Origin of the sequence: Pseudomonas sp. BGI-2 (assembly GCF_004310295.1) — a bacterium.
Taxonomy (GTDB): Bacteria; Pseudomonadota; Gammaproteobacteria; order Pseudomonadales; family Pseudomonadaceae; genus Aquipseudomonas.
Genome location: NZ_SISB01000004.1, coordinates 12,654 through 31,616, shown reverse-complemented (window position 1 = coordinate 31,616; position 18,963 = coordinate 12,654). Strand labels below are relative to the sequence as shown.

General features: G+C 58.9%; 16 protein-coding genes. All 16 read right to left on the bottom strand.

The features are described 5' to 3' along the window. Window positions 1–16: 16 nt before the first annotated feature. The 16 genes from tilS to pyrH all read right to left on the bottom strand — a co-directional run bounded on the left by tilS (window position 17) and on the right by pyrH (window position 18,838). Complete coding sequence (gene tilS, locus EYC95_RS03785) at window positions 17–1,345, bottom strand: tRNA lysidine(34) synthetase TilS (protein WP_131059169.1); 1,329 nt, start codon at window positions 1,343–1,345, stop codon at window positions 17–19. 131 nt (window positions 1,346–1,476) lie between these two features. Beyond that, window positions 1,477–2,424 (bottom strand): acetyl-CoA carboxylase carboxyltransferase subunit alpha, encoded by a 948-nt coding sequence (locus tag EYC95_RS03780; RefSeq protein WP_131059168.1) that lies wholly within the window; start codon window positions 2,422–2,424, stop codon window positions 1,477–1,479. Between the two features lie 139 nt (window positions 2,425–2,563). Next, on the bottom strand, window positions 2,564–6,085 hold the full coding sequence (dnaE, locus tag EYC95_RS03775; RefSeq protein ID WP_131059167.1) for a DNA polymerase III subunit alpha: 3,522 nt from the start codon (window positions 6,083–6,085) through the stop codon (window positions 2,564–2,566). A gap of 139 nt (window positions 6,086–6,224) precedes the next feature. After that, window positions 6,225–6,863 (bottom strand): ribonuclease HII, encoded by a 639-nt coding sequence (gene rnhB / locus EYC95_RS03770; RefSeq protein WP_131059166.1) that lies wholly within the window; start codon window positions 6,861–6,863, stop codon window positions 6,225–6,227. After that, window positions 6,860–7,990 carry a lipid-A-disaccharide synthase gene (gene lpxB, locus EYC95_RS03765; RefSeq protein ID WP_131059165.1) on the bottom strand — a complete coding sequence of 377 codons (1,131 nt, stop codon included), beginning with the start codon at window positions 7,988–7,990 and terminating at the stop codon, window positions 6,860–6,862. The genes rnhB and lpxB overlap by 4 nt, the downstream gene beginning before the upstream one ends. 2 nt (window positions 7,991–7,992) lie before the next feature. Beyond that, window positions 7,993–8,769, bottom strand: coding sequence for an acyl-ACP--UDP-N-acetylglucosamine O-acyltransferase (lpxA, locus tag EYC95_RS03760; RefSeq protein WP_131059164.1), 777 nt, complete (start codon window positions 8,767–8,769; stop codon window positions 7,993–7,995). Then, complete coding sequence (fabZ, locus tag EYC95_RS03755) at window positions 8,766–9,206, bottom strand: 3-hydroxyacyl-ACP dehydratase FabZ (protein WP_008154051.1); 441 nt, start codon at window positions 9,204–9,206, stop codon at window positions 8,766–8,768. The genes lpxA and fabZ overlap by 4 nt, the downstream gene beginning before the upstream one ends. 108 nt (window positions 9,207–9,314) lie before the next feature. Next, entirely contained in the window at window positions 9,315–10,370 is a 1,056-nt protein-coding gene (gene lpxD, locus EYC95_RS03750; protein WP_109628213.1) for a UDP-3-O-(3-hydroxymyristoyl)glucosamine N-acyltransferase, read from the bottom strand. Window positions 10,371–10,373: 3 nt separating this feature from the next. Continuing rightward, complete coding sequence (locus tag EYC95_RS03745) at window positions 10,374–10,877, bottom strand: OmpH family outer membrane protein (RefSeq protein ID WP_123365857.1); 504 nt, start codon at window positions 10,875–10,877, stop codon at window positions 10,374–10,376. Between the two features lie 45 nt (window positions 10,878–10,922). Continuing rightward, window positions 10,923–13,298 carry an outer membrane protein assembly factor BamA gene (gene bamA, locus EYC95_RS03740; protein ID WP_131059163.1) on the bottom strand — a complete coding sequence of 792 codons (2,376 nt, stop codon included), beginning with the start codon at window positions 13,296–13,298 and terminating at the stop codon, window positions 10,923–10,925. A 74-nt stretch (window positions 13,299–13,372) separates the two neighbouring features. After that, window positions 13,373–14,725, bottom strand: coding sequence for a sigma E protease regulator RseP (rseP, locus tag EYC95_RS03735; RefSeq protein WP_131059162.1), 1,353 nt, complete (start codon window positions 14,723–14,725; stop codon window positions 13,373–13,375). 53 nt (window positions 14,726–14,778) lie between these two features. Beyond that, window positions 14,779–15,969, bottom strand: a complete 1,191-nt coding sequence (gene ispC / locus EYC95_RS03730) for a 1-deoxy-D-xylulose-5-phosphate reductoisomerase (protein ID WP_131059161.1) — start codon at window positions 15,967–15,969, stop codon at window positions 14,779–14,781. Beyond that, complete coding sequence (locus EYC95_RS03725) at window positions 15,966–16,772, bottom strand: phosphatidate cytidylyltransferase (RefSeq protein WP_131059160.1); 807 nt, start codon at window positions 16,770–16,772, stop codon at window positions 15,966–15,968. Before EYC95_RS03725 ends, ispC begins: the two co-directional genes overlap by 4 nt. Continuing rightward, complete coding sequence (gene uppS, locus EYC95_RS03720; protein WP_131059159.1) at window positions 16,772–17,527, bottom strand: polyprenyl diphosphate synthase; 756 nt, start codon at window positions 17,525–17,527, stop codon at window positions 16,772–16,774. Before uppS ends, EYC95_RS03725 begins: the two co-directional genes overlap by 1 nt. A gap of 13 nt (window positions 17,528–17,540) precedes the next feature. Then, a complete protein-coding gene (gene frr / locus EYC95_RS03715) occupies window positions 17,541–18,098 on the bottom strand; it encodes a ribosome recycling factor (RefSeq protein ID WP_131059158.1) in 558 nt (185 codons plus the stop codon). Beyond that, entirely contained in the window at window positions 18,095–18,838 is a 744-nt protein-coding gene (gene pyrH, locus EYC95_RS03710) for a UMP kinase (protein WP_003172271.1), read from the bottom strand. The genes frr and pyrH overlap by 4 nt, the downstream gene beginning before the upstream one ends. Between the last annotated feature and the right edge of the window lie 125 nt (window positions 18,839–18,963).

The following is an 18,963-nucleotide window of genomic DNA, read 5'->3' as shown; positions in this document are numbered from 1 at the left end:
TACCGGAAACCCCCTTTCAGCTCAAACCTTGATCTTCGGTCGGTGGGTCCCAATGCAAATGCCAGCCTTCCTGCTCGTTGCCATCGAGGCCCCGCAGGTTGGCCACCGCCAGCAATTGCGCGTCCCGGTAGAGCAGCGGCAATCTGCCACGGGCGAAGCCCGGAACACCACGCTCGTTGAGCAAACGCTTGAGATCCCGGTGCCCGCGATCAGGCAGATTCGTGACCTCTCCTCCCTCACGATAGCGGATCTGCAGCGGGCCAGCGGGGATTTGGCCGGTGCAGGTGAGTACGCCATTTTCCGGTAACCCCAGCGCTGTCGAGGGATCAGCCCAGACGCCGGCGTATGGCGGGATACGCAGCCAACAGCCTGATAGCCACCAGATCCGCCCCCCCGCCCGATGCAATTCACCCTCCGCCAATCGCCAGACCGGACGGGCATCGCCAGTGGCATCGCGCAAATCGTCCCAACCCGACCAATGGTCGCTATCCGGCAGTCGCGTCAGTGCTGTGAGCCAGTGACTCACTGCGTTGCGTTGTCGCGCGGCAGAGAGTTTTGCCAGCGGCGCCAACTCCAGGGACGGCAAACCCAGCCAATCAAAATCACTGACAGTGCGGGCACTGGCCAGATCGATTTGCGCCAGGTCTTCGAGTAACCCCTGAGCTTCGCTCAGATGCGCGGCGCTGCGGGCCATGGTCGCCACCGCTTGCGGCCAGCGCTCGGTCAATACCGGGAACACGCGATGCCGCAGGTAATTGCGGGAGAACTGTCGATCCTGGTTCGAAGGGTCCTCGATCCAGCTCAACCGATGCTCGGCCGCGTAGGCCTCAAGCTCGGCGCGCGTGACATCGAGCAACGGGCGCAGAAGATGCCCGCGACCCAGGACGCGCTCGCGAGGCATGCCCGACAAGCCCCTCACCCCTGCCCCGCGCAACAGCCGAAACAACAGGGTTTCCGCCTGATCGTCGCGGTGCTGCGCGGTCAGCAGCAGTTCATTCGCTTGAGTGACTTCAATGAACGCGCCATAGCGCGCATCCCGGGCCGCACGCTCCAGACTGGCGCCGGGATGGACCTGCACGTGAACCACCTGTAGCGGCACGCCCAGCGCGTCACAGACCGACTGACAATGTTGCGGCCACGCATCAGCCGCAGCCTGAAGGCCGTGGTGGATATGAATGGCTTGAAGTTCGGGCAGGGATTGGTTTTTTGCGAGATGGGCGAGGAGGTACAGCAGAACGGTGGAGTCGAGCCCGCCACTGAAGGCGATGCGCCAGACCGGAGCGTTGCGCCACGGGGCAAGTTTCAGCAGAACTCTGGAAGGCAGATCAATCATGGGCTGACTCATATCGATCACTCCACACAAAACAAATGTGGGAGCGGGCTTGCTCGCGAAGAGGCCATCAAATTCAACATCATCGTTGACTGACACACCGTCTTCGCGAGCAAGCCCGCTCCCACATTTAAGCCAAGGTCAGATCAGAGACCGTAGCTCATCAGACGCTCGTAACGACGGGCCAGCAGCGCTTCGTTATCGAACTTCTTCAACATCGCCAGTTGCGAGCTCAGCTCGGCACGGATCGATGCCGCCGCAGTCGCAGGATCACGATGAGCGCCGCCCAGCGGCTCGCCGATCACCTTGTCGACGATGCCCAGGCCTTTCAGGCGCTCGGCGGTGATACCCATGGCTTCAGCAGCGTCCGGCGCTTTCTCGGCGGTTTTCCACAGAATCGAGGCGCAACCTTCCGGCGAGATCACCGCGTAGGTCGAGTACTGCAGCATGTTCAGCTGATCGCAAACGCCGATCGCCAGAGCGCCACCAGAACCACCTTCACCGATCACGGTGGCGATGATTGGGGTTTTCAGACGAGCCATGACGCGCAGGTTCCAGGCAATCGCTTCGCTCTGGTTGCGCTCTTCAGCGTCGATGCCAGGGTAAGCGCCCGGGGTGTCGATGAAGGTCAGGATCGGCATTTTGAAACGTTCGGCCATTTCCATCAGGCGGCACGCCTTGCGGTAGCCTTCCGGACGCGGCATGCCGAAGTTGCGGCGAACTTTCTCGCGCACTTCACGGCCTTTCTGATGACCGATGATCATCACCGGCTGATCGTCCAGACGGGCAATGCCGCCAACGATCGCAGCGTCGTCGGAGAAGTGACGGTCGCCGTGCAGTTCATCGAACTCGGTGAAGATGTGTTCGATGTAGTCCAGGGTGTACGGACGTTTCGGGTGACGCGCGAGACGTGCGATCTGCCAGCTGGTCAGCTTGCCAAAGATGTCTTCGGTCAGCGTGCTGCTTTTGTCCTGCAGGCGGGAGATCTCATCGCCGATATTCAGCGAATTGTCGTTACCGACCAAGCGCAACTCTTCGATCTTGGCTTGCAGGTCGGCGATCGGCTGTTCGAAATCTAGAAAATTCGGGTTCATAGGCGTCCGTCTTGGGTCGACGTCCAAGAGAGCTTGGGCCGGCCGGTTGTCTATTCGCGCCCTACCTTAAGGGACAGGCGCGTTCAGGTCGAGATTAAAAATTCAGGTCGAGATCAGGGCCTTCGGTGGAACCTGACCGTCAACGGTATTGGAGGAAGACGTTGTCTCGCCCGAACTGGTCACGCAAGGCTTGAATCAACGCATCCGCCGGGTCGATTCGCCAGGTCTCGCCAAACTGCAGCAAGGCCTTCGCATCGGGGCTCGTGTACTCCATGGTAATCGGGCACGCGCCGCGGTGACGCTTGAACAACTCACCCAGCCAGCGTAGCTGATCGCCTTTCAAATCCTTGGTCTGCAACTTCAGGCGCAAGCTTTCGGCGAGGTTGGTGCGCGCATCTTCCATGCTCATCACCCGCTTGACCCGCAGCCGCAGGCCGCCGGAGAAGTCGTCGTTGCTGACTTCGCCTTCGACCACCACCATCGCGTCGGTCTGCAACAGCGACTGCGCCGAATGGAACGCCTCGGCAAACAGCGAAGCTTCGATCCGCCCGGAGCGGTCATCGAGGGTGATGAACCCCATCTTGTCGCCCTTTTTGTTCTTCATCACCCGCAGGGCGATGATCATGCCCGCGACGGTTTGCGTATCGCGAGCCGGCTTCAGGTCGATGATGCGCTGACGGGCAAAACGGCGGATCTCGCCTTCGTATTCGTCAATAGGGTGACCGGTCAAGTACAGGCCCAAGGTGTCTTTCTCGCCTTTCAGGCGTTCCTTCAACGTCAGCTCTTTCGCCTTGCGGTGATTGGCGTAGACATCGGCGTCTTCCTCGACGAACAGCCCGCCAAACAAGTCGGCGTGGCCACTGTCGTGGGTGCGTGCGGTTTGTTCGGCGGCCTTGATCGCCCCTTCCATCGCATTCAGCAACACGGCGCGGTTCTGGTCGATGCTCGCTTGGTAGGCTTTCGGTTCGTCATGGAAATAAGGCCCCAGACGATCCAGCGCGCCGCTGCGGATCAAACCGTCCAGGGTGCGCTTGTTGATTCGCTTGAGGTCGACACGGGCGCAGAAGTCGAACAAGTCCTTGAACGGACCGTCTTGGCGCGCCTCGGTGATCGCTTCCACCGGACCTTCGCCCACACCCTTGATCGCGCCGAGGCCGTAAATAATCCGACCTTCGTCATTCACCGTGAACTTGAACTCCGAAGTATTCACATCCGGCGCGTCGAGACGCAGCTTCATGGTGCGAATTTCTTCGATCAAGGTCACGACCTTGTCGGTGTTGTGCATATCCGCCGACAGCACCGCAGCCATGAACGGCGCCGGGTAGTGCGTTTTCAGCCACGCGGTCTGGTACGACACCAGGCCGTAAGCGGCGGAGTGGGATTTGTTGAAGCCGTAACCGGCGAATTTTTCTACCAGGTCGAAAATGTTACCGGCCAGGTCCGCGTCGATATTGTTAGCGGTGCATCCTTCAATGAAACCGCCGCGCTGCTTGGCCATTTCTTCGGGCTTTTTCTTACCCATGGCCCGACGCAGCATGTCCGCACCGCCGAGGGTGTAGCCGGCCATGACCTGGGCAATCTGCATCACCTGTTCCTGATACAGGATGATGCCGTAAGTGGGTGCCAATACGGGCTTGAGGCCTTCGTACTGGTAGTCCGAGTGCGGGTACGCCAGTTCGGCGCGGCCGTGCTTACGGTTGATGAAGTCATCCACCATGCCCGATTGCAGCGGGCCCGGACGGAACAGGGCCACCAGTGCGATCAAGTCTTCCAGGCAGTCGGGCTTGAGCTTTTTGATCAGCTCTTTCATGCCGCGCGACTCGAGCTGGAACACCGCGGTGGTTTCGGCTTTTTGCAGCAACTGGTACGTCGGTTTGTCATCCAGCGGGATGAACGCGATGTCCAGCGGCGGCTCATCGACCTTGGCGCGGTCGCGGTTGATGGTTTTCAGCGCCCAGTCGATGACCGTCAGGGTCCGTAGACCGAGGAAGTCGAACTTCACCAGACCCGCAGCCTCAACGTCATCCTTGTCGAACTGGGTCACCAGACCGTCGCCGGCCTCATCGCAATAGATCGGCGAGAAGTCCGTCAGCTTGGTCGGGGCGATGACCACACCACCGGCGTGCTTGCCGACGTTACGCACAACGCCTTCCAGCTTGCGCGCCATTTCCCAGATTTCCGCGGCTTCTTCATCGACCTTGATGAAGTCACGGAGGATTTCTTCCTGCTCGTAAGCTTTTTCCAGGGTCATGCCGACTTCGAACGGAATCATCTTCGACAGACGATCCGCCAGACCGTAGGACTTGCCCTGCACCCGCGCCACGTCACGGACCACAGCCTTGGCGGCCATGGAACCGAAGGTGATGATCTGACTCACCGCGTTGCGGCCATATTTCTCGGCCACGTAGTCGATCACGCGGTCACGACCGTCCATGCAGAAGTCGACGTCGAAGTCGGGCATGGAGACCCGTTCCGGGTTAAGGAAACGTTCGAACAGCAGGTCATATTCCAGCGGATCGAGGTCAGTGATCTTCTGCACATAGGCCACCAGCGACCCGGCACCCGACCCCCGGCCAGGCCCGACCGGCACGCCGTTGCTCTTGGCCCACTGGATAAAGTCCATAACGATCAGGAAGTAACCCGGGAACCCCATCTGGATGATGATATCCAGCTCGAAATTCAACCGGTCGACATAGACCTGGCGCTTGGTTTCGTAGTCTTCGGTGGTGTCCCTGGGCAGTAGCACGCTGAGGCGATCTTCCAGACCGTCGAACGAGACCTTGCGGAAGTACTCGTCGATGGTCATGCCATCAGGGATCGGGAAGTTGGGCAGGAAGTGAGTGCCCAGCTTCACTTCGATGTTGCAGCGCTTGGCGATCTCGACGGTGTTGGCCAGCGCCTCGGGAATGTCGCTGAACAGCTCGGCCATTTCCTCGGCGCTTTTGAGGTATTGCTGATCGCTGTAATTTTTCGAACGCCGCGGATCGTCGAGGGCGCGGCCCTCACCGATGCAGACGCGGGTTTCGTGAGCCGCGAAGTCTTCCTGCTTGATGAAACGCACGTCGTTGGTGGCGACCAGCGGCGCACCGATTTTTTCGGCCAGGGCCACGGCGCCGTGCAACTGTTCTTCGTCGTTGGGACGGTTGGTGCGCTGGATCTCCAGATAGAAGCGGTCCGGGAACACGGCCATCCATTCACGCGCGAGGTTTTCCGCTTCAGCTGGATTGCCGCTGAGCATCGCCAGGCCGATCTCGCCCTCTTTTGCCGCCGACAGCATGATCAAGCCTTCGCTGGCTTCGGCCACCCATTCACGCTCGATGATGATCGAGCCATTGCGCTGGCCGTCGATGAAGCCGCGGGAAATCAGTTCGGTGAGGTTGCGATAGCCGACAGCGTTCATCGCCAGCAGGCTGATCCGGCTCAAGGCGTTGTCCGGATCTTTGTTCGACAGCCACAGGTCGGCGCCGCAGATCGGCTTGATGCCTGCGCCCATGGCCGCTTTATAGAATTTGACCAGGGAACACATGTTGTTCTGGTCGGTGACCGCTACGGCAGGCATGTTCATGCCGACCAGGGTCTTGACCAGCGGCTTGATCCGCACCAGACCGTCGACCAGGGAATATTCAGTGTGCAGGCGTAGATGAACGAATGAAGCCGGCATAGTGATCCTGCGTAAAGTCATGAAAACAACAAGGCCCGGAAATCCGGCGTTTAAAGCTACTGCGCTTGGTAAGCCTGCGCTCGCTACGCTTTAAAACGCCGGATTGTACCGGGCCTTGGCGAAAACATCAGCCTCGCAACTAACTCTCGATCAGGTTTTCCCGCGCCTCATAAGCCAGGCGTACCGGGGCGAACGAACGACGGTGAATCGGGGTCGGGCCCAGCCGTGACAAGGCTTCCAGATGAACGGGTGTCGGGTAACCTTTGTGTCCACCGATGCCGTAACCCGGGTAAATCAATTCGAAAGCAGCCATTTCACGGTCACGACTGACTTTGGCCAGGATCGATGCCGCAGCGATGGCCGGCACCTTGCCGTCGCCCTGCACCACCGCTTCGGCGCGCATGGACAGTTTCGGGCAACGGTTGCCATCGATCATCGCCAGTTTCGGCTGGATGTGCAGGCCTTCGATCGCGCGCTGCATGGCCAGCATGGTGGCATGCAGAATGTTCAACTCATCGATTTCTTCGACTTCAGCCCGGGCGATGCACCAGCTCAAGGCTTTTTCGCAGATTTCATCGTAGAGCTTTTCGCGGCGGGCTTCGGTGAGCTTCTTCGAATCGTTCAGACCGAGAATGGGCCGGTTCGGATCGAGAATCACAGCGGCTGTCACCACGGCACCACACAGCGGGCCGCGGCCGACTTCGTCAACGCCGGCAACCAATTCTTCGACTTCAGCGACCAAGGTGAAATCGAGACCCATCTGTAGTGCTTTTGTCATTGTGTTTTGCCGATCAGATTCAGTACTGCGTCCGCTGCCTGATTTGAGGCATCCAGACGCAAGGTACGGTGGATTTCATCGAAGCCACGGGTCTGTTCCTCGCCACCTGCGATCAGTGGCGACAACGTCTGGGCCAGCGCTTCAACCGTCGCATCATCCTGCAGCAACTCGGGCACCAACAAGCGCTGGGCCAGCAGGTTCGGCAACGAGATGTAGGGGCTCTTGACCATGCGCTTGAGAATCCAGAACGTCAGCGGCGCCAGACGATAAGCGACGACCATCGGCCGCTTGTACAACAGCGCCTCGAGGGTCGCCGTTCCGGAGGCAATCAACACCGCGTCGCAGGCTGCAAGCGCCAGATGAGATTTGCCGTCAAGCAAGGTCAGCGGCAGGTCGCGACCGGCGAGCAACTCTTCAAGCTGCGCGCGGCGCTGAGGGCTGGCACACGGAATAATGAACCGCACGCCTGGGCGCATGGCGCGCAAACGCTCGGCGGTATCGAGGAACAACGCGCCCAGGCGCCCGACTTCGCCACCGCGACTGCCCGGCATCAGCGCAACCAATGGTCCATCAGGCAAACCGAGTTCGGCGCGCGCGGCGCAACGATCAGCTTCGAGGGGGATCGCATCGGCCAGGGTGTGCCCGACAAACCGCACCGGCACGCCCTTCGCTTCATAGAACTTCGCTTCGAACGGAAACAGCGTCAGCATCAGGTCGCAGCCTTCGCGAATCTTCAGCACCCGCTTCTGCCGCCACGCCCACACCGACGGGCTGACGTAATGCACGGTCTTGATCCCGGCCTGACGCAGCTTGAGTTCGATATTGAGGTTGAAGTCCGGGGCATCGATGCCGATAAACGCATCCGGCTTTTCGGCGATCAGGTCGGCAATCAGCTTTTTGCGACGCGCCATCAGCTCGCGCAATCGACCCAGTACTTCCACCAGGCCCATGACCGAAAGACGTTCCATCGGGAAATACGAAGTCAGGCCTTCGGCCTGCATCAGCGGGCCACCGACACCGATGAACTCTACCGCCGGATGCTGAGCTTTGAGTGCGCGCATGAGACCCGCGCCCAGAATGTCACCGGAAGCCTCACCCGCCACCAGCGCAATACGCAAATTAGCCATGATTAACGTGTGATGCCGCGGGTCGAAGACTGGATGGAATCACGGAACACCGCGACTTCCGGGAACTGGTCCGAAGGTTCGGCCAATTCGGCGAGTGCCTGTTCAACCGTCAGGCCCTGGCGGTAAACCACCTTATAGGCACGACGCAGGGCGTGGATCGCGTCTTCGCTGAAACCACGACGTCGCATGCCTTCGAAGTTCATGCTGCGCGCTTCGGCGGGGTTGCCAAACACCGTGACGTACGCTGGAACGTCCTTGCCAATGGCGGTACCCATGCCGGAAAAGCTGTGGGCGCCGATGTGGCAATACTGGTGGACCAGGGTGAAACCGGACAGGATCGCCCAGTCTTCCACGTGCACATGACCCGCCAACGCTGTGTTGTTGACCAGGATGCAGTGGTTGCCGATCACGCTGTCGTGGCCGATGTGGGCATAGGCCATGATCAGGTTGTGATCGCCCAGGGTCGTTTCTGAACGGTCCTGAACGGTCCCGCGGTGAATCGTCACGCCTTCACGGATGACGTTGTGGTCACCGATGACCAGGCGGGTTTCTTCACCTTTGTATTTCAGATCGGGCGTGTCCTCACCTACCGAAGAAAACTGGTAGATGCGGTTATGCTTACCGATTCGGGTCGGGCCCTTGAGAATCACATGCGGCCCGATCACTGTCCCCTCGCCGATTTCCACACCTGCGCCGACGATCGACCATGGGCCGACCTCGACACCTTCGGCCAGGACGGCCGTCGGATCGATGATTGCGCGAGGGTCAATCAAACTCATAGTTTGCGTTCCGCGCAGATGATTTCAGCGGAGCAGACTGGTTTGCCATCGACCGAAGCCTGGCACTCGAACTTCCAGATTTGGCGCTTGCAGCTGATGAAGCGGGCTTCGAGGATCAACTGATCGCCTGGGGTGACGGGCTGGCGAAAACGCAGCTTGTCGGAGCCGACGAAGTAGTAAAGCGTGCCGTCGGCGGGCTTCACGTCGAGCATTTTGAAGCCAAGGATACCGGCAGCCTGAGCCATCGCTTCGATGATCAACACGCCCGGCATGATTGGATGCGCAGGGAAGTGACCATTGAAGAACGGTTCGTTGATGCTGACATTCTTGTAGGCGCGAATGCGCTTGCCTTCCACATCCAGATCCACGACCCGGTCCACCAGCAGGAACGGGTAACGGTGAGGCAGGTATTCGCGAATCTCGTTGATGTCCATCATTTCGGGGGGAAGCCTATGTAAAGATTGGGAGCGCGCGACTGACGCGCACCCCTCTAGCAAATCAAGGAGGCAGTCTAGCGGCTGTGCACACTTGATATGGAAATGGTATCAGCCATCTGATGAAGCATTACCGTCAGGGGTCACGTCCCCTACACGCTTTTCCAGCTGTCGCAAACGTCGCGCGATGTCATCGAGCTGACGGATACGGGCCGCGCTTTTGCGCCATTCGGCTGCTGGCTGCATTGCCGTACCGGAAGAATAGGAACCCTTTTCGGTAATCGAGTGGGTCACCATGGTCATCCCGGTGATAAAAACGTTGTCGCAAATTTCGATATGCCCCACCAGCCCTACGCCACCGGCGAGCATGCAATGCTTGCCGATTTTGGTGCTGCCGGAGATCCCCACACATGCGGCCATGGCGGTGTGATCACCGACCTGCACGTTGTGGGCGATCTGAATCTGATTGTCGAGCTTCACACCGTTACCCAAGACGGTATCGGCCAGCGCGCCGCGGTCGATAGCGGTATTTACGCCAATCTCCACATCATCACCAACCAACACACCACCGATCTGGGCGATTTTCTGCCAGACACCCTTCTCGTTGGCAAAACCGAAGCCTTCTCCACCCAGCACTGCACCGGACTGGATCACGACCCGTTTGCCGATGCGCACGTCGTGGTACAGCGTGACCCGCGGGGCCAGCCAGCCGCCCTCGCCGATTTCGCAACGGGCACCGATGAAGCAATGCGCACCCACGGTCACACCAGCGGCGATACGCGCGCCGCTTTCGATCACCGCAAAGGCACCGATGCTCGCCGCCGGATCAACCACTGCGTCCACAGCCACTACCGCAGTCGGGTGAATACCGGCAGGCGCCTTGGGCTTGGGATCGAACAGATGGGAAATACGTGCGTAGGCCAGATAAGGATCAGGCACCACCAATGCATCGCCGGCAAAACCCTCAGCGTCAGCGGCCTTCAGCAACAGGGCTGCGGCCCGGCAGTCCACCAGGTATTTACGGTATTGGGGGTTTGCGAGAAAGCTCAACTGAGCTGGGCCAGCCTCTTGCAAAGTGGCTAGCCCAGTAATTTCTTTCTCCGGGTCGCCACGTAGCGTGGCGCCGAGGAACTCGGCCAATTGGCCGAGCTTTATAGTCGCTGTCATGGATTACTTCAGCTGATTCATGCGCTCGATAACCTGGCGAGTGATGTCGTACTGAGGTTTGACATCAATCACTGCGCCACGCTCGAAGACCAGGTCAAAAGCACCTTTCTTGATGACTTCTTCCACAGCGCTGTCCAGTTTCGGCTTGAGCTGCTTCAGCATTTCACGGTCGGCAACGGCTTTCGCTTCGTTCAGTTCCTTGGACTGGAACTGGAAGTCACGGGCCTTTTGCTTGAACTCGAGCTCAAGGCGTTCACGCTCGCCTTGCTGCATCTTGTCGCCGCCCGCCATCAGACGGTCCTGGATGCCTTTGGCGCTGCTTTCCAGAGTCTTGAGCTTGGACAGTTGCGGGCCGAACTTTTTCTCGGCATCCACGGCGTATTTCTTGGCCGCGTCGGATTCCAGCAGGGCCATCTGATAGTTCAGAACGGCGATTTTCATGTCGGCAAAAGCCGGACCTGCTACCAGTAAGGTCGCCAGGAGAACCAATTGAGTCAACTTACGCACGATGCACTCCTACAAAATCCATTGTCGTTATTGTGGGGCAGACGCTTAGAACGTCTGACCAAGAGAGAATTGGAACACTTGAGTCTCAGCGTCATCCGGTTTCTTGATGGGCATGGCCAACGCGAAGCTCAGAGGACCCAGTGCGGTGACCCAGGTCACGCCCACACCGACGGAACTGGCCAAGTTGCTCAGACTGATGTCGTTGCACTTTGTGTTGGACGCCGAACCGTTTGCATTGGTGGTGTCTTTGCACTGTGAGTCAAAAACGTTACCCACATCCCAGAATACCGAAGTACGCAGGGAGCGTTGATCCTTGACGAACGGCAGAGGGAACAGAAGCTCTGCACCACCCTGGATCAGGACGTTGCCACCAAATGGCAGTGGATCCTGGTCCGGATCGGCCAATGTACCCGGGTTTGTACCACGACTAGGTGTACTGCGCGGACCCAGGGTGCTGTCCTTGAAGCCACGAACCGAGTTGAAACCACCAGCATAGTAGTTTTCATAGAACGGCAAGCCGTCGGTCGAACCGTAACCGTCGCCGTAGCCCAGTTCGGTGTGCAGACGCACGGTGTAGTTTTCAGACAATGGCTGGAACAACTGGCCACGGTAATCAACTTTGAAGAACGACAGGTCGCTGCCAGGCGTAGTGGTTTCCAGTGTCAGGCTCTGGGAACGTCCACGGGTCGCCAAAACGCCTTTGTTCAGGGTGGACTCGGACCAGCCGGCCGACGCCTTGAAGTTCAGGTAGTTGTCGCCTTCCTTGTTTACGAAGTCAAAAATCTCGTCAACGGTGTACTGACCAGTCTTGATCTTGTCCTGTTGCACGCTCAGACCGAAGGTCAGGCGCGACGTCTCGCTGATCGGGTAACCGACGTTAACGCCAGCACCCAGGCTGTCTACGGCATAGCTGGCTACGTCGACATCGAGGTCATCGTAATCGGTGGTGCGATAGAAAGCGTTGTAACCCAGGCTCACGCCATCAGCCGTCCAGTACGGGTCGACATAACCGAAGTTATAGCGGCTCTGGTATTCACTGCGGGTCAAACCGACGCTGACCTTGTTACCGGTACCCAGGAAGTTGTTCTGAGTGATCGAACCACCGAGGATCAGACCGGCGCTTTGAGCGAAACCGACGCTAGCGGTGATCGAACCGGAAGCCTGCTCTTCAACGCTGTAGTTCACGTCAACCTGGTCATCGACACCCGGTACAGCAGGTGTTTCAACGTTGACTTCCTTGAAGAAGCCCAGACGCTCAAGACGGGTCTTGGATTGGTCGATCAGGTAGGTCGAAGCCCAGCCGCCTTCCATCTGACGCATTTCACGGCGCAGCACTTCGTCTTCGGACTTGGTGTTGCCGCGGAAGTTGATGCGGTTGACGTAAGCACGCTTGCCCGGATCGACTGCGAAAGTGATGTCGACCGTGTGGTCTTCATCGTTAGGCTGAGGCACACCATTGACGTTGGCGAAGGTGTAGCCCTCGTTGCCCAGGCGGCGGGTGATCAGCTCGGACGTGGTGGTCATCAGCTTGCGCGAGAACACTTGGCCTTTCTGAACCAGCAGCAGGGACTTGACCTGGTCTTCAGGGACTTTCAGGTCGCCGCTCAGCTTGACGTCACGAACGGTGTATTTCTCGCCTTCGCTGACGTTGACGGTGATGTAGACGTGTTTCTTGTCCGGGGTAATGGACACCTGGGTCGAAGCGATATCCATGTTGATATAGCCACGGTCCAGGTAGTAGGAGCGCAGACGCTCCAGGTCACCCGACAGTTTTTCACGAGCGTACTTGTCATCGTTCTTGAAGAACGACAACCAGTTGGTGGTCTTCAATTCAAACAGGTCGATCAGGTCTTCATCAGGGAAGACCGTGTTACCCACCACGTTGATGTGCTGGATAGCCGCAACGGTGCCTTCGTTGATATTGACCTTCAGGCCGACGCGGTTACGCGGCTGCGGCACCACTTCGGTGTCGACGGTAGCCGAGTATCGACCCTGGGCGACATATTGGCGCTGCAGTTCGTTGCGGACACCTTCGAGGGTGGCGCGCTGGAAGATTTCGCCTTCGGCCAGACCGGATTGTTTGAGGCCCTTCATCAGGTCTTCAGTAGAGATCGCCTTGTTACCTTCGATCTCGATACTGGCGACCGACGGACGCTCGACTACCGTGATGACCAGGACGTTGCCATCGCGGCCCAGCTGGATATCTTGAAAGAACCCGGTTTTGAACAGCGCACGAGTGGATTCCACCAGGCGACGATCATCCGCCTGTTCACCGACGTTTAACGGCAAAGCACCAAAGACGCTACCCGCGGAGACCCGCTGGAGGCCATTGACGCGAATATCAGAGATAGTGAAGGACTCGGCGTGAACTTCGGCGATCATCAATACGGTGAGAACCGCAGTTAGCAGCAGACGTTTCATGAAGTCCTTTCTTATTCCAACTGGCAATAAACAAACTGCCGCAAAATGCGGCAGATTCGCAATTCAGCGAAGTGTTACAGACGGCCCAAATCATTGACCAGAGCAAGCAACATCACCCCGACCACCAAACTGATACCGATCTGTATCCCCCAACCCTGCACCCGATCTGACAAGGGACGACCACGCGCCCACTCGATCAGATAAAACAACAAATGTCCCCCATCCAGTACAGGAATGGGCAACAAATTCAGAACCCCCAGGCTAATACTCAGATAAGCAAGGAAATTCAGGAAATCAGCGACACCCGACTGGGCAGAAGCGCCCGCCACTTTAGCAATGGTTATCGGTCCACTCAAGTTTTTTACCGAGAGCTCACCGAACAACATTTTCTTGAGCGAATCGAGGGTCAGTACACTCATGGTCCAGGTGCGTCGAGCACCCTCGCCAATTGCGGCCAACGGGCCATAACTGACTTCGCGAATCATCTCTGGCGGCCAATCGACCGCTTTCACCCCGGCGCCCATGTAACCGGTAGGCGCCTTTTTCTCGCCGCGAGCGGCCAAAGTCACAGGGACGTCGATTTGAGCACCATCACGCTCAACGCGCAGCATGATTTTGGTATCCGGATGCATACGGACCGTGTCGACCACCTGTTGCCAGTCATCAAGTGACTTACCGTCGAGGGCCAACAGCCGATCACCGGTCTTCAGGCCCGCAGCCTGTGCCGGCCCTTTCGGATCAAGTTCGGCCAACACGGGCGGCAGCGCCGGACGCCACGGGCGAATACCCAACGAACGGATAGGATCCGGCTCGTCTGCGCCCTTGAGCCATTTATCCAGCATCAGCTCACGCGGTGAATCTGCCGTGGAACCTTGCTCACGCACCAACAATTGAAGAGTACCGCTCTCGCCAAGACGACGGACCAGTTGCAGATTCACTGAGGCCCAGCCGGAAGTCGGCTCGCCATCGATGGCAATGATTTCCTGACCGGCACCCAGACCGGCCTTGGCAGCGATGCTGCCGGATTCGACCGCGCCGATGACCGGCCGCACCTGCTCGCTGCCGAGCATGGCCAGCACCCAGAAAAACACCATTGCCAATAGAAAGTTGGCGATCGGTCCCGCGGCCACGATGGCAATACGCTGACGGACAGATTTGCGATTGAAGGATTGTTCGACCTGATCGGCCGGCACTTCGCCTTCGCGCTCGTCGAGCATCTTCACGTAGCCGCCCAACGGAATGGCCGCCACCACAAACTCTGTGCCTTTCTTGTCGTGCCAACGCAGCAGTGGCATGCCGAAGCCCACGGAGAAACGCAGCACTTTGACTCCACAGCGACGTGCGACCCAGAAATGGCCGAATTCGTGGAAGGTGACCAGCACGCCCAATGCAACCAGGGTGCCGACAATCATATAGAGCGCGCTCATCTACTTTCTCCGCAATCCTATCCAGTGCTGCATGGGCCAGCGTATTGCAGCACTCACCGCCCGTGACGACTCAGCCATTGCCCGGCCAGTACTCGCGCTTTCGCGTCGGCCGTGAACACCGCCTCGAGATCATCCACCGCAACCACAGGCTCAAGGTTTAACACTTCCTCGATGATACTCGCGATTTCCGGGTAGCGAACCCGCCCGTCGAGAAACGCCGCGACAGCCACTTCATTTGCCGCATTGAGCATCGCCGGCGCGCTATTGCCCGCTTCGGCGGCCTGTCGCGCAAGGCGCAGGCAAGGGAAACGCTCTTCGTCGGGCTCCTGAAAGTCCAGGCGCGCGATGGCGAACAGATCCAGCGGCGCTACGCCCGAATCGATGCGCTCCGGCCAGGCCAGGGCATTGGCGATCGGCGTGCGCATGTCCGGATTGCCTAACTGCGCCAGCACCGAGCCATCGATATAGTCGACCAGAGAATGAATCACGCTCTGCGGGTGAATCACCACTTCGACCTGGGACGGCTTGGCGTCGAACAGCCAGCAGGCTTCAATCAATTCAAGCCCTTTGTTCATCATGCTGGCCGAATCGACCGAAATCTTGCGACCCATGGACCAGTTCGGATGAGCGCACGCTTGCTCAGGCGAAACATGCGACAACTCGGCCATCGGTGTCTGTCGGAACGGACCACCAGAGGCTGTCAGCAGAATCCGACGCACACCGACTGCGCCAAGCCCACGGGCGAAATCCTGTGGCATGCATTGGAAAATCGCGTTGTGTTCGCTGTCGATCGGCAGCAGCACCGAGCCGCTTTTGCGCACGGCCTGCATGAACAGGGCACCCGACATGACCAGCGCTTCTTTGTTGGCCAGCAGGATCTTCTTGCCCGCCTCGACCGCCGCCAGGGTCGGACGCAAGCCCGCCGCGCCAACGATGGCCGCCATGATCGCATCGACCTCGGGATCGGAAGCAACCTGGCACAGGCCCTCCTCTCCCACCAACACGCGGGTCGACAGGCCCGCGGCGCGCAAGTCGTCCTGCAAGGTTCGGGCAGCACCCGCTTCCGGCACGACGGCAAACCGCGGCGTATGACGCACGCACAAAGCCAGCAGCTCACTCAGGCGGCTGTAACCGCTCAAGGCGAAAACCTGATAGCGCTCGGGATGGCGAGCGATCACATCCAGGGTACTCAGACCGATCGAACCGGTCGCCCCCAGAACGGTAATCTGTTGTGGGCGGCTCACGGTGCAGCCATCCACAACAGCACGGCAAAGACAGGGATCGCGGCCGTCAGGCTGTCGATGCGATCCAGCACACCGCCATGCCCCGGCAGCAGGTTACTGCTGTCCTTGATGCCCGATTGACGCTTGAACATGCTTTCGGTGAGATCACCCACGACCGAGATGAACACGATAATTGCCGCACCGATCAACCCTTTGAAAAGCTCGGCAACCGTCCAGTCCCGAACCAGGCCGACAATGACAGTGATTACCAGGCTCAGCGCCAGGCCGCCATACACGCCTTCCCAGCTCTTGCCGGGACTCACCAGCGGCGCCAGCTTGCGCTTGCCAAAGGCCCGACCGGAAAAGTACGCGCCGATATCGGCGCCCCAGACCAGCACCATCACCGCCATGATCAGCCAGTTGCCCAAGGGTTCCTGCTTGATCTGGACCAGACCTTGCCAGGCCGGCAGCAAGATCAGCAAACCGATCACCAGCTTGCAGGCCGTGCTGGACCAGTGTTCGCTGGAGCGCGGGTAAGTCAGCACCAGATACGTCGCCACGCCCCACCAGAGCACCGAAGCACCCAACACCCAGGGCGCGAGCCCCGGCAGGATGTGCATGACAAACAGCATCAATGCGACCACAACCGCATAGGCAACGCGAATCGGCTGGGCGTTAAAGCCTGCCAGGCGAGCCCACTCCCACGCACCGAGGGTCACGACCAGCCCGATGAACAGCGCAAAGCCTGTGCCTTCGAGCAGGAAAAACCCGCACAAGGCGATCGGCAGCAGGATCAGCGCGGTGATGATTCGTTGTTTAAGCATTAAACCCGGGCTCCAGACTCGACCTGCTCGCTCGTTTTACCGAAGCGGCGCTGACGAGAAGCGAAATCGGCCAGCGCGTTACGCATGGCGTCGTGTTTGAAGTCCGGCCAGAACAGGTCGGAGAAGTACAACTCGGCATAGGCCAGTTGCCACAGCAGGAAGTTGCTGATGCGGTGTTCGCCACCGGTGCGGATACACAAGTCCGGCAACGGCAGATCGCCGGTGGCCAGACAGGTCTGCAACAGCTCGGGCGTGATGTCCTCCGGACGCAGATGCCCGGCCTGAACCTCACGCGCCAGACGCTGCGCGGCTTGCGCGATGTCCCACTGACCGCCGTAGTTGGCGGCGATCTGCAAGACAAAGCGGTTGGCACCGGCGGTCATCGCTTCGGCTTCACGCATGGCAACCTGAAGCTCGGGATGAAAGCGCGAACGATCACCAATGATGCGCAGACTGATGTTGTTGTCATTGAGGCGCTTGGCCTCGCGACGCAACGCCTTGAAGAACAAATCCATCAAGGCACTGACTTCATCGGCCGGGCGCTGCCAGTTCTCACTGGAGAAAGCAAACAGGGTCAATACCTCGACCCCTGCCTCGGCACACACCTCGATCACTGCGCGAACTGCATCCACACCCGCTTTGTGCCCGGCGACACCCGGCATAAAGCGCTTTTTCGCCCAGCGATTATTACCATCCATGATGATCGCGACATGGCGCGGCACCGCGGACGGCGCAGTCTGCTTGGTCTTTTCCATGAAAACGCGACCCTTATACGGCCATCAGGTCGGCTTCTTTCTGCTTGGTGGCCGCATCAATGTCAGCCTCAGCCTTGTCGGTCAGCTTCTGGATATCGGCAGCGGCACGACGCTCTTCGTCTTCGCTGATTTCCTTGTCTTTCACCAGCTTCTTCAAATCACCCAAAGCATCGCGACGGATGTTACGTACCGCCACACGAGCGTCTTCGGCAGCGCTACGCGCCTGCTTGGTAAAACCTTTGCGGGTCTCTTCGGTCAGCGCCGGCATGGAGATCAGCAGCAACTCACCCAGATTGGTCGGATTGAGGTTCAGACCTGCGCTCTGGATAGCCTTGTCGACAGCGGCAAGCATATTGCGCTCAAAAGCTACTACTTGCAGGGTGCGGGAGTCTTTTACGGTGATGTTGGCCACTTGGGTGATGGAGGTGTCTGCGCCGTAGTACGGCACCATCACGCTACCCAGAATGCTCGGGTGTGCCTTGCCAGTGCGAATCTGGCCAAATGCATGGTTCAGAGAATCCAGGGATTTCTGCATGCGCTCTTGAGCGTCTTTCTTGATTTCGTTGATCATTGTTGGCCTTCCTCGATCAGGGTCCCTTCAGCGCCGCCATGTACGATGTTCAGCAGGGCGCCGGGCTTGTTCATGTTAAAGACGCGCAACGGCATCTTGTGGTCGCGGCACAGGCAAATGGCCGTCAGATCCATCACACCCAGCTTGCGATCCAGCACTTCATCGTAGGTCAGATGATCGAACTTCTCGGCATGCGGGTCTTTGAATGGGTCAGCGGTGTAGACGCCATCGACCTTGGTTGCCTTGAGCACGACATCGGCGTCGATTTCGATCGCTCGCAAGCAGGCTGCCGAATCCGTGGTGAAGAACGGATTACCGGTACCGGCCGCAAAGATCACGACTTCCTTGGCATTCAGGTGGCGCATGGCTTTGCGACGATCGTAGTGATCGGTCACGCCAACCATGGAGATGGCCGACATCACGATGGCCGAGATATTGGCACGTTCCAGCGCATCGCGCATGGCCAGGGCGTTCATCACAGTGGCCAGCATGCCCATGTGGTCGCCAGTGACCCGATCCATGCCGGCCGCACTCAGTGCAGCACCGCGGAACAAGTTACCGCCACCGATCACCAGACCGACCTGCACACCGATGCCGACCAATTGACCGACTTCCAGCGCCATGCGATCCAGGACTTTCGGATCGATCCCGAACTCTTCCGAGCCCATCAGGGCCTCGCCGCTAAGCTTGAGTAGAATGCGTTTATAGCGAGCCTGATAACCACTGCCCTGCTGAGCCATTGCGAATCTCTCCTGCGGCGTATTTTAAAATTCTTTGCGAGCTGTTTTCAGCTGGCGTTCACTCTAGCTTGGCGCTGCTTCAGCGCCATCGGAACATGGCTTTGTAAGCCAGTTCCAAAGGGAAA